This window comes from Mobilicoccus massiliensis (assembly GCF_000826525.2).
Classification (GTDB): domain Bacteria; phylum Actinomycetota; class Actinomycetes; order Actinomycetales; family Dermatophilaceae; genus Mobilicoccus; species Mobilicoccus massiliensis.
Genome location: NZ_LN651330.1, coordinates 419,271 through 435,638, shown reverse-complemented (window position 1 = coordinate 435,638; position 16,368 = coordinate 419,271). Strand labels below are relative to the sequence as shown.

At 69.6% G+C, this 16,368-nt stretch carries 13 protein-coding genes; 5 read left to right on the top strand and 8 right to left on the bottom strand.

Annotation, left to right across the window (positions count from 1 at the left end; all coding sequences use genetic code 11):
- Positions 1-332: 332 nt before the first annotated feature.
- On the bottom strand, positions 333-704 hold the full coding sequence (locus tag BN1197_RS11785; protein ID WP_217991194.1) for a MarR family winged helix-turn-helix transcriptional regulator: 372 nt from the start codon (positions 702-704) through the stop codon (positions 333-335).
- 154 nt (positions 705-858) lie between these two features.
- On the opposite strand from BN1197_RS11785, the gene BN1197_RS11780 reads away from it, so the two are divergent.
- The 4 genes from BN1197_RS11780 (at position 859) to BN1197_RS11765 (ending at position 6,139) form a co-directional block, all read left to right on the top strand.
- On the top strand, positions 859-1,272 hold the full coding sequence (locus BN1197_RS11780; RefSeq protein WP_141397277.1) for a hypothetical protein: 414 nt from the start codon (positions 859-861) through the stop codon (positions 1,270-1,272).
- Positions 1,269-2,033, top strand: a complete 765-nt coding sequence (locus tag BN1197_RS11775) for an SDR family oxidoreductase (RefSeq protein ID WP_040159634.1) — start codon at positions 1,269-1,271, stop codon at positions 2,031-2,033. Before BN1197_RS11780 ends, BN1197_RS11775 begins: the two co-directional genes overlap by 4 nt.
- 963 nt (positions 2,034-2,996) lie before the next feature.
- A complete protein-coding gene (locus tag BN1197_RS11770; protein WP_040159632.1) occupies positions 2,997-5,144 on the top strand; it encodes a TRAP transporter permease in 2,148 nt (715 codons plus the stop codon).
- A complete protein-coding gene (locus BN1197_RS11765; RefSeq protein ID WP_040159630.1) occupies positions 5,141-6,139 on the top strand; it encodes a TAXI family TRAP transporter solute-binding subunit in 999 nt (332 codons plus the stop codon). The genes BN1197_RS11770 and BN1197_RS11765 overlap by 4 nt, the downstream gene beginning before the upstream one ends.
- Before the next feature lie 90 nt (positions 6,140-6,229).
- Here BN1197_RS11765 and BN1197_RS11760 read toward each other — a convergent pair whose 3' ends face one another.
- The 5 genes from BN1197_RS11760 to rsmI form a co-directional block, all read right to left on the bottom strand.
- Complete coding sequence (locus BN1197_RS11760; RefSeq protein ID WP_040159627.1) at positions 6,230-6,982, bottom strand: succinate dehydrogenase/fumarate reductase iron-sulfur subunit; 753 nt, start codon at positions 6,980-6,982, stop codon at positions 6,230-6,232.
- Entirely contained in the window at positions 6,979-8,985 is a 2,007-nt protein-coding gene (locus BN1197_RS11755; protein WP_040159620.1) for a fumarate reductase/succinate dehydrogenase flavoprotein subunit, read from the bottom strand. The genes BN1197_RS11760 and BN1197_RS11755 overlap by 4 nt, the downstream gene beginning before the upstream one ends.
- 13 nt (positions 8,986-8,998) lie before the next feature.
- Positions 8,999-9,697 (bottom strand): succinate dehydrogenase cytochrome b subunit, encoded by a 699-nt coding sequence (locus BN1197_RS11750; RefSeq protein ID WP_040159617.1) that lies wholly within the window; start codon positions 9,695-9,697, stop codon positions 8,999-9,001.
- Between the two features lie 248 nt (positions 9,698-9,945).
- Positions 9,946-11,067, bottom strand: coding sequence for an alanine dehydrogenase (ald, locus tag BN1197_RS11745; protein WP_040159615.1), 1,122 nt, complete (start codon positions 11,065-11,067; stop codon positions 9,946-9,948).
- Between the two features lie 158 nt (positions 11,068-11,225).
- Positions 11,226-12,062: a 16S rRNA (cytidine(1402)-2'-O)-methyltransferase gene (gene rsmI / locus BN1197_RS11740; protein WP_040159613.1), complete on the bottom strand. Its 837-nt coding sequence runs from the start codon at positions 12,060-12,062 to the stop codon at positions 11,226-11,228.
- Between the two features lie 102 nt (positions 12,063-12,164).
- Here rsmI and BN1197_RS11735 point away from each other — a divergent pair, with 102 nt between their 5' ends.
- Positions 12,165-13,754, top strand: a complete 1,590-nt coding sequence (locus BN1197_RS11735) for a dolichyl-phosphate-mannose--protein mannosyltransferase (protein ID WP_040159915.1) — start codon at positions 12,165-12,167, stop codon at positions 13,752-13,754.
- 110 nt (positions 13,755-13,864) lie between these two features.
- On the opposite strand, the gene BN1197_RS11730 is transcribed toward BN1197_RS11735, so the two are convergent.
- Together BN1197_RS11730 and BN1197_RS17555 are read right to left on the bottom strand one after the other, a co-directional pair.
- Positions 13,865-15,535, bottom strand: coding sequence for a PH domain-containing protein (locus BN1197_RS11730; RefSeq protein WP_082043834.1), 1,671 nt, complete (start codon positions 15,533-15,535; stop codon positions 13,865-13,867).
- A complete protein-coding gene (locus BN1197_RS17555; RefSeq protein ID WP_082043833.1) occupies positions 15,532-16,224 on the bottom strand; it encodes a PH domain-containing protein in 693 nt (230 codons plus the stop codon). The genes BN1197_RS11730 and BN1197_RS17555 overlap by 4 nt, the downstream gene beginning before the upstream one ends.
- Positions 16,225-16,368 lie beyond the last annotated feature (144 nt).

The following is a 16,368-nucleotide window of genomic DNA, read 5'->3' as shown; positions in this document are numbered from 1 at the left end:
CCGGGGCAACCCCGCCTGTTTCGGCTCAGGAGCGAGCCCCCGCCGGCCCGACCGAAACAAGCGGCCTCGGGCGGCCGGACATCCAGCGTCCTGGTCCCCACCCGCGACCCCGACCCAGCCGAAACAGGCGTCTTCGCCCCCTGGGCCGCTTCCCACCCCGGACGAGGCCCGGGCGAAGGCGCCTGTTTCGGCGTAAGCACGACCCCTCGGACACGAAGCTGGTGACGGGTGACATGCCGGACGACCACCCCAGCCGAAACAGGCGTCTTCGCCCCCTGGGCCGCTTCCCCACCCCGGACGAGACCCGGCGAAGGCGCCTGTTTCGGCGTGACTCACCGCTCCGGCGCCGTACCCCGGTCGGCGTCGGCGGTGATGTCGAGTACGTCCGCCAGAAATCGGACGACGGCAGCCTGGTCCCGCGGCGGATAGGTACCGACGCGACGGGCGATGGTCGCCACGAGATGCCCCAGACCCCCGAGGGTGGAGGTGCGTGCCTCGTCGGTCAGCCGCACCTCCACCCTCCTGCGATCGGTCGCCGAGGGTTGCCGTCGCACGAGCCCGAGTCGCTCCAGCCGATCGACCACCGAGGTGACGGCCGCGGTCGTGAGCCCCAACTGCTGCGCGAGTTGCGCGGGGCCGATGGCGCGACCGTCTCGATCCGACTCGAGCAGGAGGACGAGAGTTCGCAGGTCGGTGGGGTGCATCCCCGCTTCTCGAGCCAGGGTCGGGCCCCGACTCGCGAGATCGAAGACCAGCCTCTGGACGTCGGACTCGAGCGGTTCGGGGCGAGCGGGCACAAGGCCACGCTATCGTGACGATCGATCAAGTAGTCAGATTCGTCTAACTACCGGAGTGGCGATGAACGGTTCGTCCCATACCCTCGGTCGAGCTGCAGTCCGGCTCGGCCTCCTGCTCCTGGGCGCGCAACAGTTGGTGATCGGAGCCTGGGCCCTGTTGGCACCGCGCGACTTCTTCACCCGCGTCCCCACGGCCGACGTCATACCGCCCTACAACGAGCACCTCGTGAGGGACGTCGGCTCGGGGCTGCTCGCGATCGTCCCGGTCATCGCGGCCGCGCTCTGGCGGCAGGACCGCGCTCTGACGGTGTTGGCGCTCATCTGCGTCCTCACCTTCGCGCTCCCCCATGCGGTGTTCCACGTGCTTCACCCCCAAGGCACGTTCTCGTCCGTCGGGATGATCCTCTCGGTGGCGCTGCCCGCCGCATTGCTCGCTGTGGCCCTTCGTTGCCCGCGTCCGGAGGCTGCATCATGAGCGTCGTGCTCGTCACCGGCGGCACGGGTCAGGTCGGCCGCGCCCTGTTGCCTCTCCTTCACGGCGCTGGGCACGACGTGCGCGTCGCGAGCCGCACCCCCGAGCGGTCTGCCCGCACCCCCGGTCAGCTCGTCGAGGTCGACCTCGTGACCGGAGATGGGCTCGCGTCGGCCCTCGCCGGCGTGGACGTGGTGGTACATCTCGCCACGACCAACGGCCGTCGTGACGAGGAGATGATGCGCACGTTGATCGCCGGCGTGGAGTCGAGACCCGAGAAGGAACCGGCGCACGTGATCTACCTGTCCATCGTCGGCTCCGACCGGATCCCGCTGCCCTACTACCGCCACAAGACCGCCGCCGAGGAACTCGCCCTCCGATCCGGACTGCCGGTCACGGTGCTGCGCAGCACCCAGTTCCACTCCCTCGTCGAGCGGCTCTTCTCGGCCCAGCACCGGCTGCCCGTGCTCCTCGTTCCGGCGATCGCGCTGCAGCCCATCGACGTCCCCGAGGTCGCGGCACGACTCGCCGAGTTGGTCGGTCAGGGGCCCTCCGGTCGGGTCGCCGACATCGGTGGGCCGGAGACGCTGCAGGTCGGCGACCTTGCCCGCCTCTGGCAGCGGCTCCGTGGCAGACACCGGCCTCAGGTGCCGCTGCGTCTCCCCGGCCGCACGTTCGCGGCGTACCGGGACGGTGAGCAGCTGGTTCCAGGCCCACCGTTCGGGCGGACGACCTTCGGCGAATTCCTCGCTCGCGAGGGGTAGACGACGTCGCAGCCCGGAGACGCCGCCCCCTTGCGTATGCCCGGGTGACGGGGGGTGAACGCCGAAACAGGCGCGTTTGCCCCCGCGCGCCAGCAAAGGCAAGCCGGGCCAGAGGGGCAAACCCGCCTGTTTCGGCTCCGGTGCGGCACCCCAAGGGGTAGGAGCTCCGCTGCGGCACCCCAGGGGGCAGAAGCTCCGCTGCGGCACCCCCGTGAGCAGGAGGGCGCGCGGACCTCCCCGCGCCAGGACGCCCGCGCGGTCCTCGCCGGTGACGAGCCGGACGACCAAGACCCAGCCGAAACAGGCGGCTTCGCCCTCTGGGCCGCTCGCCCACCCCGGAGGAGACCCGGGCGAAGACGCCTGTTTCGGCGCTCTCACCGGCACCGACGAAGTCGACCACGACCCCACTCGGCCGTGGAGAACGCCGAAACAGGCGCGTTCGCCCACCGCTCACCAGCACAGGCAAGCCCACCACACGGGCGAACCCGCCTGTTTCGGCTCCGGTGCGGCACCCCAGGGGCAGGCCGCGCGGACCTCGTCCCCGCCCCACGACGCCCACTCGCGCTCCTCGCGGGTGACGAACCCGACGACCACGGCCCAGCCGAAACAGGCGGCTTCGCCCTCTGGGCCGCTCGCCCACCCCGGACAAGAACCGGGCGAAGGCGCCTGTTTCGGCGCTCTCACCGGCACCGACGAAGTCGACCACGACCGACTCGACCGTCCCCCACGCCCCGCCCGCCGAGGTGACGGTGGGTCAACGCCGAAACAGGCGGCTTCGCCCCCTCGACCGCTCGCGCACACCGGACGAGACCCGGGCGAAGGCGCCTGTTTCGGCGCCCACACCGGAGGAGACCCGGGGGAAGACGCCTGTTTCGGCGTTCGCGCCACCCTGCCCCGACACGTTCCACATCGTTCACCGTCGCCAAACCCCTGATCAGGGCCGTGGATCGGTAGCGTGACGCAATGCCTGCATCGCTGCCCACCACCGATCCCGCGGAACGCGGCACGGCCGCGGACACCGACGAGCTCATCGCTCGATACGAGGAGGAGCAGCCGGCACGTCGACTACCCCCGCGGCTCGACCGGTTCGTGTTCGTGTGGTGCCTGCTCGTCGCGGCGTTCGTGCTCGTGCAGGTGTTTCGTCCCCTCCCGCAGGGCAGCCACTTCTACCTCGTCGTGTTCCTCGGGCTCACGCTCCCGCTGGTGTTCCTCACCTACCGCGCGGAACCGCTCGTCACGCTCCGCTCGCGCCCCACCCCCGAACGGGCGGAACACCCCGGTCGTCCCGACCGACCGGGCATCCTCGACTGGGCCCTGGCGGTGCTGGCCATGGTCGTCGCGTTGTACCCCGTGCTCCCCCTGCCGGAGGGCCCTCTCGGCGGCGGTGGGTTCTCGGCGTTCCTCAGCCGCCAGGGTTCTCTGTTGCCGCTCGACATCGTCGCGGGCGTGCTGTTGCTCGTCCTCGTGCTCGAGGCCGCCAACCGGACGACCGGCTGGGTGCTGCCCACCGCAGCCCTGCTCTTCTTCGCGTACGCGTGGTTCGGTGGCCTGCTCCCGCTCGAATGGGACATCGCGCACCAGGGTCTCGACCTCGCGCAGATCGTCAACAGCCTCTACAACGAGGCGAGCGGCTTCTTCGGCGTCCCCCTCGACGTCGCCGCCACGTACATCGTGCTGTTCACGATCTACGGCTCCGTGCTCCGGCTCACCGGCGCCGGCGGGTTCTTCGTCGAGTTCAGCCTCTCGCTGTTCCGCAAGTCGGCCGCCGCGCCCGGTCGCACCGTCGCGACCTCGGGCTTTCTGCTCGGCACGGTGTCGGGCTCGGGCACCGCGACCGCGGTGACTCTCGGCTCGTTCGCGTGGCCGATCCTGCAGCGCGCCGGCTACCCCCGCGAGGCCGCCGGCGGAATGCTCGCCGCCTCGGGCATCGGCGCGATCCTCTCGCCGCCGACGATGGGCGCCGCGGCGTTCATCATCGCCGAGTACCTCAACGTGCCGTACATCCAGGTGCTCACGTGGGCGGTCGTGCCGACGATCCTCTACTACCTGGGGATCTTCCTCGCGGTCGAGGCCGACGCCCGCCGGTTCGGGGTGAGTCGGGTCGACGTGCGCGTGCCCGCCACGCTTGCGCTGCTGCGCCGGTTCGGCTACCACTTCATCAGCCTCGGTGTGATCGTGCTGTTCCTCGCCCTCGACATCCCGCCGTTCAAGGCCGTCGTCTACGCCACCCTCACGGCGCTCGTCTTCGCCCTCCTCGAGGTGCTGTTCACCGGGCACCTGCCCGACTCCGGCCTCGATCGGGACATGAGCAGCGAGCCCGCCGCCCAGGCCGACGAGGGGCCCCGCGGTGGCCTCGTCGCGCTCGGAGCCACGATCGCCCGCGCCCTCTCGGAGGGTGTGCGTACCGCGTTGCCGGTCATCGCGGTCTGCGCCGCCGCGGGCGTCATCACGTCGAGCATCGCGAAGACCGGACTCGCGCAGGTGCTCTCGGAGTTCCTCGTCGCGATCGCGGGCGCGATCTCACCCAACCCGGCCGTGCTCGTCATTCTCAGCGCGGTGTTCTCGGCGATCGCGATCCTCGTGCTCGGCCTCGCCGTACCGGTCACGGCCTCGTTCATCCTCGCCTGGGTCGTCATCGGGCCAGCGCTCATCTCGCTCGGCGTCGCGCCGGCAGCCGTGGCGATGTTCATCTTCTACTACGCCGTGCTCTCGGAGGTCTCGCCGCCGACGGCGCTGGCCGCGGTCGCCTCGGCCGCGATCACGGGCGGCAAGGTCATCGACACGATGTGGCAGGCGTGCAAGTACACCCTGCCCGCGTTCCTCGCCCCGCTCGCGTTCGTCGTCACCCCCAACGGCGCCCACCTGCTCCTCACGGGCGAACCCGGCCCGATCGTCCTCGCCGTCGTCGTCAGCATGCTCGCCGTCGCCTCACTGGCCGCCGCCACAGGCGCCTGGATCCGCGGCCGTGTCAACCCGGTCGAGCGCGTCGGCTTCCTGCTCGCGGCCGTGCTCCTGCTCTACCTGCAGCCGCTCAGCGTCGGCATCGGCTTGGTTCTCCTCGCCGTCACCTTGGCCCTCCACCTCCTGCGCACCCGAAAGGTCACCCGATGAAGGTCAACATCCCGTGGGCCGTCGGACTCACCATCGCGATGCTCGGCGCTGCCGGCCTGGGCGGCCACACCGCCCGCGTCGCGGGCTCGAACCAGGACCCCGCCGGCTGCGACGCCGGATCGGGGCGCATCACGATCGCGACCGGCAACTCCACCGGCGTCTACTACGTCATGGGCGGCGCGATCGCGCGGCTCGTCAACGCGAACACCGACATCCGCGCGGGCGCCTCCGAGACGGGCGCGTCGGTCCAGAACATCCAGCAACTCGTCAAGGGCGACTACGACGTCGCGTTCTCCCTCGCCGACACGGCCGACACCGCCGTCAAGGGCACCGGCAAGTTCACCGGACCGCAGAAGATCGCGAGCATCGGCCGGATCTACCCCAACTACACACAGATCGTCGTGCGCGCCGACTCCGGCATCCGATCGGTCGCCGACTTCAAGGGCAAGAAGATCTCGACCGGATCGCCGCTCTCGGGCACCGAGGCGATCTCGTTGCGACTCATCGAGGCCGCCGGACTCAAGGAGTCCGATGTGACCCGGCAGCGCCTCGACCTCACCAAGACCGTCGACGGGATGAAGGACGGCTCGATCGACGGACTCGTCTGGTCCGGTGGTCTGCCGACCTCGGCGCTCACCGACCTCTACACGTCGGTCGGCGCCGAGAAGCTGCGCATGATCGATCCCACTCCGCTGCTGCCGGCGATGAAGAAGAAGTCCGCCGTGTACGACACCGCGACCGTCCCGGCCGCGACCTACGGCATGTCCGAGGACGTCAAGACCGTGGCCGTGCCCAACGTCCTGCTCGTGCGCGACGACATGCCGGCGAACCTCGCCTGTGCCCTCACGACGCTCGTCTTCACCCAGCAGAAGGCGCTGACCGCCGCTCACCCGGCCGGCAAGGACATCCGGCTCGAGACCGCGGACAAGGCCGAGCCCATTCCCCTGCACCCCGGCTCCGAACGCGCGTTGCAGCAGCTTCGTGCCAAGAACTGAACCGCACCCACGACGAACGGCAGAAACGACGAACGGCCCGGATCCCCTCCGAAGGGAATCCGGGCCGTTCGTTCGTGGGCGCTGCGCGCGTCAGACCCGGCTGGGGGCCTTGCGCAGGTCGCCGTTGAGGGTGGAGATGACATCCATCGGGATGTCCTTGGGGCAGGCAGCCGCGCAGGCACCGATGTTGGTGCAGCCACCGAAGCCCTCGCCGTCCTGCTGGGCCACCATCGCGAGGGCACGCTTCCACCGCTCCGGCTGACCCTGCGGCAGCTCGGCGAGGTGCGTGACCTTCGCTCCGGTGAACAGCATCGACGACGCGTTCGGGCAGGCCGCCACGCACGCGCCGCAGCCGATGCAGGCCGCGGCCTCGAAGGCACGGTCGGCCTTGCTCTTCTGCACGGGCACCGCGTGCGCCTCGGGCGCCGACCCGGTGTTGGCCGAGATGAAGCCGCCCGCCTGGATGATGCGGTCCAACGCGCTGCGGTCGACGACGAGGTCCTTGATCACCGGGAACGCCGTGGCGCGCCACGGCTCGATGGTGATCGTGTCGCCGTCGTTGAACGTGCGCATGTGCAACTGGCACGTGGTCGTGTTGGAACCGGTGCCGTCGTTGCCGTGCGGCTTGCCGTTGATGACCAGCCCGCACATGCCGCAGATGCCCTCACGGCAGTCGCTGTCGAAGGCGATGGGCTCGATGCCCTCCTCGTTGAGCTGCTCGTTGAGCATGTCGAGCATCTCGAGGAAGGAGCTGTCCTCCGACACGTGGTCGAGCTGGAACGTCTCGGCGCCCCCCTCCTCGAGCGGCCCGCGCTGACGCCAGATCTTGAGTGTGAGTCTCACTTGTAGCTCCGCTGCTTCATCTCGATGAACTCGTACACGAGGTCTTCCTTGTGCAGGATCGGGGGCTGGTCGTCACCGGCGAACTGCCAGGCCGCCACGTAGGCGAACTCGTCGTCGTGACGCAGCGCCTCACCCTCCTCCGTCTGGCTCTCGGCGCGGAAGTGACCGCCGCAGGACTCCCGACGGTGCAGTGCGTCGATGCACATGAGCTCGCCGAGCTCGAAGAAGTCGGCGACGCGGCCGGCCCGCTCGAGGCTCTGGTTGAGCTCGTCGGCGCTGCCCAGCACACGAAGGTTGCTCCAGAACTCCTTCTTGAGTTCGCGGATGCGACCGATCGCGTACTTCAGCCCCTCCTCGGTGCGCTCCATGCCGCAGTACTCCCACATGAGGTGGCCGAGCTCCTTGTGGTAGCTGTCGACCGAGCGGGTGCCGCCGGAGTTGAGGAAGTGGTCGATGCGCGAACGCACGCTCTGCTGCGCCTCGACGACCGCCGGGTGGTCCTCGGAAATCTTCGGGTACGGACCGCCCGCGAGGTAGTCGCGGAGCGTGTTCGGCAACACGAAGTACCCGTCGGACAGGCCCTGCATGAGGGCCGATGCGCCGAGGCGGTTCGCGCCGTGGTCGGAGAAGTTGGCCTCGCCGCCGACGAACAGGCCCGGGATGGTCGACTCCAGGTCGTAGTCGACCCACAGCCCGCCCATCGTGTAGTGCACGGCCGGGTAGATGCGCATCGGGACCTCGTACGGGTTCTCACCCGTGATGCGCTCGTACATGTCGAAGAGGTTGCCGTACTTGGCCGAGACCGTGTCCTTGCCCATGCGGTCGATGGCGTCGGCGAAGTCGAGGTACACACCACGACGACCCTGGCCCTCGACCTCCGGGCCGACGCCGCGACCCTCGTCGCACATGTTCTTCGCCTGACGGGAGGCGATATCACGTGGAACGAGGTTGCCGAAGCTCGGGTAGATGCGCTCGAGGTAGTAGTCGCGGTCCTCCTCGGGGATCTGCCGCGGGTCCTTGTCGCAGTCCTCCTTGCGCTTGGGCACCCAGATGCGTCCGTCGTTGCGCAGCGACTCCGACATGAGCGTGAGCTTGGACTGGTCGGTGCCGTGCACGGGGATGCACGTGGGGTGGATCTGCGTGTAGCAGGGGTTGGCGAAGTACGCGCCCTTGCGGTACGCCCGCCACGTGGCGGTGACGTTGCAGCCCATCGCGTTGGTGGAGAGGAAGAAGACGTTGCCGTAGCCGCCGGTGCAGAGCACGACCGCGTCGGCGAGGTGGGTCTCAACCTCGCCGCTGACCATGTCGCGGGCGATGATGCCGCGCGCGACGCCGTCGACGACGATGAGCTCCATCATCTCGTGGCGGGCGAACATCTCGACCGTACCGGCCGCGATCTGCCGCTCGAGCGCCTGGTAGGCGCCGATGAGCAGCTGCTGACCCGTTTGGCCACGGGCGTAGAACGTGCGCGAGACCTGCACACCACCGAACGAGCGGTTGTCGAGCAGGCCGCCGTACTCGCGGGCGAACGGGACACCCTGTGCGACGCACTGGTCGATGATGTTCGCGCTCACCTCGGCGAGGCGGTACACGTTGTCCTCGCGCGAGCGGTAGTCGCCGCCCTTGACCGTGTCGTAGAAGAGGCGGTAGACGGAGTCGCCGTCCTCCTTGTAGTTCTTCGCCGCGTTGATGCCGCCCTGGGCCGCGATGGAGTGCGCGCGCCGCGGGCTGTCCTGGTAGCAGAACGCCTTGACGTTGTAGCCCGCCTCGCCGAGCGTCGCGGCCGCCGCGCCACCGGCGAGGCCGGTGCCGACCATGATGATCGACAGCTTGCGACGGTTGGCCGGGTTGACGAGCTTGGCGTCGAACTTGCGCTGGTTCCAGCGGCCCTGGATGGGACCACTCGGGGCCTTGGTGTCCTCCAGAGGTGTGCCCTCGCGGTACAGACCATGGATGAGGTCGCCGGCGTTGGAGTTGGTCTCCTCGGTGTACGTCTGAGTCATTGCTGAGGTCGCCTTACTTGATGATGCCGAACTGGATGGCGAGCGGCGGGATGAGGAAGCCGAGCACGACGAGACCCGCGATCACGGCACCCGCTCCCTTGGCGATCGCCCGGGACTTGGCGGAGTTGGTGAATCCGAGGGTCTGGAACGCGCTCCAGGTGCCGTGGTGAAGGTGGAGGCCGAGGGCGATCATCGCGATGACGTAGATCAGCGTGAGCCACCACGTCTGGAAGGCCGCGACGACCATGGCCGCGGGTGAGGAGACCGGCGCCGTGCCGACGTAGAACGAGCGGAACGTGAACTGCAGCAGGTGGAAGACGATGAACAGCAGCAACGCGACACCGCCCCAGCGCATCGTGCGCGAGGAGATCGAGGTGTGCATCGCGTCCTTGACCAGGTACCGGTGCCCGCGGGCGTGGCCGGCGCGACTCCACAGGTTGAAGGCCGAGTAGAGGTGCGCGAGGAGCGCGACGATGAGCACCAGGCGGAACACCCACAGGAACCCCGAGTACGGGAGCATGGGCTCACCGAGCGTGCGGAGGTGGTGGGCGTACGTGTCGAAGGCCTGGTGACCGGCAAGGATCTTGAGGTTGCCGTACATGTGCGCCAGGACGTAGAAGACGAAGAACAAGCCCGAGACGGCCATCAAGATCTTCAGACCGATGGTCGAACGAGCCGAACTCCGTTGCGTTGTCAGAGTCGATGTAGCCACGAGCGAAGCCTGCCCTGTTCTGCGAGTCGAATGTGTGTCGTACGGTCCGCCCACGGCGGGGGAGAAGGGTTGTCACCCGACCTGCCGGGCGAGTGATCACCGTGCGTAAGCGTAGATCCACCAAGGATCTTAGTTTGCAAGACCGCTGGCCAGACGGACATTGGTCCCCGCGATTCAGCGGTCGCGCGCGCACGGCGACGCCGCCCCGACGTGCGACGAAGCAGTCGGAGCGGCGTCGATGTGACTCATCACACGCCGGCGAGAACCTCGGCCGCCGGGGTGTAGTCGAGGTCGAAGGCCTGTGCGACGGCCTCGTACGTGAGCTTGCCGTCGTGGGTGTTGAGACCCGGGACGAGCGCCGGGTCGGCCTCGAGCGCGGCGCGCCAGCCCTTGTTCGCGATCGCGACGGCGTAGGGCATCGTCGCGTTGGTGAGCGCGTAGGTCGAGGTGTTGGGCACCGCACCGGGCATGTTGGCGACGCAGTAGTACACGGAGTTGTGCACCGGGAACGTCGGGTCGTCGTGCGTGGTGGCCCGCGAACCCTCGAAGCAGCCGCCCTGGTCGATCGCGATGTCGACGAGCACGGAGCCCGGCTTCATGTTGGCGACCATGTCGTCGGTGACGAGCTTGGGCGCCTTGGCGCCGGGGATGAGGACGGAGCCGATGACGAGGTCGGCCTGGCTGATCTGCTCGGCGACCGTGAGCTGGTTGGAGGCCAGCTGGTGGATGCGGCCCGACCAGCGCCAGAAGATCTGACGCAGCTTGTCGAGGTTGGTGTCGAGGATCGTGACGTCGGCCCCCATGCCCACCGCGATGTTGGCCGCGTTCTGCCCGGCGACACCGCCGCCGAGGACGACGACCTTGGCGCTGGCCACGCCGCCGATACCGCCCATGAGCACGCCGCGGCCGCCGTAAGGAGCCATGAGGCTGTGGGCGCCGACCTGCGGGGCGAGGCAGCCGGCGACCTCCGACATCGGGTAGAGCAGCGGGAGCGCGCCGTTGGCCAGCTGCACCGTCTCGTACGCGATGGAGGTCGTACCCGACTCGAGGAGGCGCTCGGTGAGCGGGCGGTCGGCCGCCAGGTGGAGGTAGGTGAACAGGGTCAGGTCCTTGCGCAGGTACTGGTACTCCTGCTCGATGGGCTCCTTGACCTTGAGGATCAGCTCGGCGTCGCCCCACACGTCGTCGACCGAGTCGATGATGGTCGCGCCCTGCGCCTTGAACTGCTCGTCGGTGATGGAGGAGCCGAGACCGGCACCCTTCTGAACGTGGACGTCGTGGCCGTTCTGGACCAGTTCGTGCACGCCTGCCGGCGTGATGGCCACCCGGCCTTCGCGGTTCTTGACCTCGGCGGGAACACCGATCTTCATTGCGTCTCCTTCGACGTGATCGCGACCAGGGCAGATCCACCCTGAGGCCCCTCTGCGGACTGCGCCAGAGCCACTTCCAACAGGCTATGACCGCGGATGCGGCGTCGCCCAGGTTTCCTCGGCACCAAGTCCGGGATCCGTCGCGCCCGCGAGACACCTCACTCTCGACGGGCTGCGACCGCTGCGTCGTAGAGCTGGGTCGCGGGAATTCCCGACTCCGCGGCGACGGCCTTGCACGCGTTCTTCAGCCGTTCTCCGCGCTCGATTCGCTCGAGCACGGCGGCCAGCGCATCGTCGGGGTCGAGGGTCTTCGGTGACCCGCCGCCGACGACGATCGTGATCTCACCGCGCACCTCGCCGGCCGCCCATTCGACGAGTTCGGCGAGGGGTCCGCGGCGAACCTCTTCGTAGGTCTTCGTCAGCTCCCGGCACACCGCGGCCGGGCGGTCTCCCCCGAAGGCCTCGCTCATCGCGGAGAGGGTCGCCGCGAGCCGGTGCGGCGCCTCGAAGAACACCATCGTGCGTCGCTCGTCGGCGAGGTCGGCGAGCCGGCGTGCCCGCTCCCCCGGTTTGCGCGGGCAGAAGCCCTCGAAGCAGAACCGGTCGACCGGGAGGCCCGACAGCGCGAGGGCGACGAGCACCGCGCTCGGGCCCGGCAGACACGTGACGGGAACGTCGGCCTCGACGCAGGCGGTCACCAGGCGGTAGCCCGGGTCGGAGACCGAGGGCATTCCGGCGTCGGTGACGAGCAGCACCTGCTCCCCCGCGGTCATGCGGGCGACGAGATCGCCGGTGAGCGTCGCCTCGTTGTGCTCGTGGTAGGCGACGATCCGGCCGCCGACGTGGATCTCGAGCATCGCGGCCAGCCGCTTGAGGCGCCGGGTGTCCTCGGCGGCGACGAGGTGGGCGTGCTCGAGCGCGTCGACGAGACGCAACGAGGCGTCGCGGGGATCGCCGATGGGCGTCGCCGCCAGCACGAGTCCGGAACCGGGCACGCCCGCCTGTGCCGGCCCATGGTCGTGCCGCGGGTGCGCGCCACGCCGCGCACCCGCGGCACGACCATGGGCCGGCACAGGCGCCCCCGTACGATGACGTCCATGAGCGAGACCGACCGGCTGCGAGCTCGGCTGCTCGGCCATCGCCCGACGGACACCCTGTACGGCTGGGTGGGTGCCGTGCTCGTCGCCGTGTTCGGCGGCGTCCTGCGCTTCTGGCGACTGGGCCGGCCCGAGACCCTCGTGTTCGACGAGACGTACTACGTCAAACAGGCGTGGTCGTTGCTGACGCAGGGCTACGAGGCCAAGGTGCTGCCGAAGTACGCCTCGGGTGCGACACCGAAGGTCGACGACGTGTGGGCCTCCGGTACCCCCGACGTGTTCGGCACCCAGGCCGACTACGTCGTTCATCCACCCGTGGGCAAGTGGGTCATCGCGGTGGGCGAGCAACTCCTCGGGGTGCAGAACCCGGTGAGCTGGCGGTTCGGGGTGGCGGTGCTCGGCACCCTGTCCATCCTCATGCTCGCGCTCGCGGCGCGGCGGATGTTCGGCTCGACCGTGCTCGGGCTCTCGGCCGGGTTGTTGCTCGCGGTCGACGGTCAGCACCTCGTGCACTCGCGCACCGGCCTGCTCGACATGAGCGTCATGTTCTTCGCCCTGGGCGGATTCTGCGCCCTACTGCTCGACCGCGACCGGTCTCGCGAGATCCTCGCACGCAGGGTCGGTGGGCACCTCGACGCCGGAGGGTCCCTCGACGCGCCGATGATGCGGTACGGCCCGTGGCTCGGCCTGCATCCGTGGCGGTTCGTGGCGGCGCTCAGCCTGGGCCTGTGCATCGGCACGAAGTGGTCGGGGTTGTACTTCCTCGCGGCCTTCGGGCTCATGACGGTGTTCTGGGACATGGGAGCCCGCCGCGCCGCGGGCGTGCGCCGGTGGTGGTGGGGCGCGATGCTGTTCGACGCCCCGCAGGCCGCGTTGACGATGGTCGGCACCGCGCTGATCACCTACCTCGGCACGTGGGCCGGGTGGTTCGCCACCTCCGGCGGCTGGAACCGGCAGTGGGCCACGAACCATCCGGCCACCGGGCTCGCCACGCTCGTGCCCGACCCGTTGCGCTCGCTGTGGCGCTACCACGCGGACATGATGTCGTTCCACGTCAAACTGTCGACTCCCCATGACTACCAGAGCAATCCGTGGTCGTGGATGCTGCAGTCACGGCCGACGTCGTTCTACTACCTGGGCCCCAAGCTCGGCGATCAGGGCTGCGCGGTGGCCGAGTGCAGCAAGGCGATCCTCGACCTCGGCAACCCCGTGATCTGGTGGACCGCCACCCTCGCCCTGCCGGTTCTGCTCTTCATGTGGGCGCTGGCGCGCGACTGGCGGGCCGGCGCGATCCTCGCGGGGTTCGTCGGCGGCTACCTGCCCTGGTTCCAGTACCAGGAGCGGACGATCTTCACGTTCTACTCCGTGGCGTTCGTGCCGTGGGTCGTGCTCGCCGTCGTGTATCTGCTCTCGCTTGTGCTGGGATCGGCCGAGGCACCACCGGCTCGGCGGCGCGCCGGCATCGTCGTCTGGGCGGCGTTCATGGTGCTGGCGATCGGCATGTTCGCGTTCTTCTGGCCGATCTACGTCGCCGACGTCATTCCGCGCGTCGACTGGGGCCACCGCATGTGGTTCCGCTCCTGGATCTGACCCCCGCCCCCGCCGAGACGGCCGGCGTTTCCACCCGGGCCCCTGACATGGGCGCGATTCTGGCCCCGCCCGGGCGGAAACGACGGCTGTCTCGGCGCCCGTGGAGGGGGTCAGGAGGCGGCCGGTGTCATGAACTGTTCGGCGAGGCCCGGGGTCGCGGCACGGACGAGGGCCTCGGCGTCGGCGAGCGGGAGGTCGTACACCTCGACGGAGTCGTCGCCCGCGGCGATCGTCGCGGTGAGCGTGACGAGACCGACGCGACGCTGGAAGAACGTCTCGGTGATGTTCCACCCGATGATCGCCGAGGTGAGCACGACCTCGGTGCGTTCGGGAAAGAGGCCGGAACGGCTGACCAGATGGCGCGCGGTGAGCGTGTGACCGAGGCTGCGGTAGCGCGCCTCGGCGATGAGCGGTGCCGTGACGAGGAGCAGGACCGGTACGGCGTAGAGCGCGGGCATCAGCTCGAACCACCAGATCGCGACGGCGGCGGGCGCACCGAGGAGCACCGCAGCCTGGAACGCCCGCAGATACCGCCGGCGGTGGGCGGCAGGCCCGTGCTGGCGTAGAGGCGCCTGCAGAGGGCGGTCGTCGTGGAGCACCTCGTCGGTGATGCGCACCACCTCGGCTCGCGGCGCGGGCGGGACCAGCATGTCGGAGGACGAGGAGTTGCCGCTGTCGCCGCCCGAGAGCCCGGTGACCAGCGCATCGGCGCGGGCGCCGTCGACGAGTCGCAGCAGCAGAGGCCGTTCGACGGCCACGCCGCGCAATCGCTGTTCCTCGATGGTGATCTCGCGGGTGGTGAGCAGGCCGCGCTGAACGCCGAGGGTTCCGCGCGCATGGCGCGTCAGCCGATATCCCCAGTACCGCAGCACGTAGCCGACGAGCGAGGCCACGAGAAGGACGACGACGCCGAGCACCGTGCCCTGCACGATCATCCCGGTGAGCGTGAGGCCGAGCACGTAATCCGTGACCGCGTGACCGGCGTCGGACTCCAGCACCCTCTCACCGAGGTCGTCGACGAACTGCGCCAGGAATCCGCCCGCGGCCAGCACGGTGATCAACCCCGTGAGACTGAACGGCGCGAAGCGCAACCAGGAGGGCGAGAACGCGGCGAGCTCGACTTCGGCGTCCGCAGGAGACACGTCCGCGGGAGCGCGGGCGACAGCGCTCGGGGATACCCCGGGCTCGGCACCGCCGCCCGGGAGCCGTCGTTCGCGCGCGACGTGCAAGAGCTCGGCGCGCAGCGCATGGGCGTCGTCGGAGGCGAGGCCGGCCAGGGTGAACGGTGTCTCCGAGCCGGTGCCGATCTTGACGCCCGCGACCCCGACCAGCCGCTGCAGCAGCGACGCCGTGACGTCGACGGTGCGGACGCGATCGAGCCGCGCCGTCAGCGTCTTGCGTTGGAGAAGCCCCTGTCTGAGGGTGAGCTGCTCGTCGGTGATGCGGTAGGAGGTGGTCGCCCAGCTCCAGATCCCGATGACGATGGGCACGACGACGATGAAGGCGTTGGACCACCAGGGGGCGTTGTCGCGGGTCGAGCCGGCGAGGATCACGATGAGGATCACCGGAAGGAACTGGCCGACGGCCTGCAGCGGCTGGATGAACAGCATCCGCTTGTCGAGCCGCCGCCAGGGCGTGTGCTCGCGGGTGGCGTCGGCGGCGAGTTCGGAGGTGGCCGCGGGGTCGAGGTGAGCCCCATCGCGCGCCTCGTGCGCGGGCGAGGGTGGGGTGGGACCGGGATGGCGAGAAGGGGTGTCGATGTCCTGGTCGGGAGAGGTCATGTCGCGTCGCCACGCTCCAGAGCGGTGATGCGGGTGAGGTCGGAGACGAGCCGTTCGACGGTGGCCTTGTCGAGTCCGGCGACGCGCAGCGGGCCGGCCGCCGACGCCGTGGTGACCGTGAGCGTGCCGAGGCCGAACATCTGCTCCAGCGGGCCGAACTCGCTGTCGACCGTCTGGATGCGCGAGATCGGGGCGATGCGTCGCTCCTGGAACAGCCATCCCGACTGCGTGTAGACCGCCGAGTCGGTGACCTCCCACCGGTGCACCCGGTAGCGCCACCAGGGCACGACGAGCACGCCGAACAGCGTGCACAGCAACACGACGGCGATCGCGATTCCCTGCCACAGGCGATGGGCGTCGTCGAAGATCATCCACACGACGACGCCGACGAGGGGAATCACCCACCCGAGCAGCGCCCCGAGCCGCCACAGCAGCTTGGCCTTGGGACTGACGAGGTTGGCCGGGCGCCGCAGTCGCAGGTCACGAAGCTCGGCGTCGTCGAGGTCGCGGGGTGGGGCGGTGGCGGTGGCGGCGCTCGTGGCACCGGGCCAGGACGCACCCGGGGAGTGCGAACGGGGTCGCTGCCCGGGCCAGGGCGCGACCTCGGGGGCCACGGAACGCTTGCCCGCGGCCCCGGGCCAGGAGTCGGGAGGCAGCGGTGACTCGGCGGTACCCGTCGACGGATCCATCGGCCCTCCTACGGTCGGTCCTACGTTCTCGGTCGCGCTCGACGACGTCGGTCGCGCACGGTGCCAGGCGGGAGAACACCCCCGCTACACCTCAATCGTCCCACGTCAGAGCCCTCGCAGCGACGAGGTCCGTCGACTGCGATC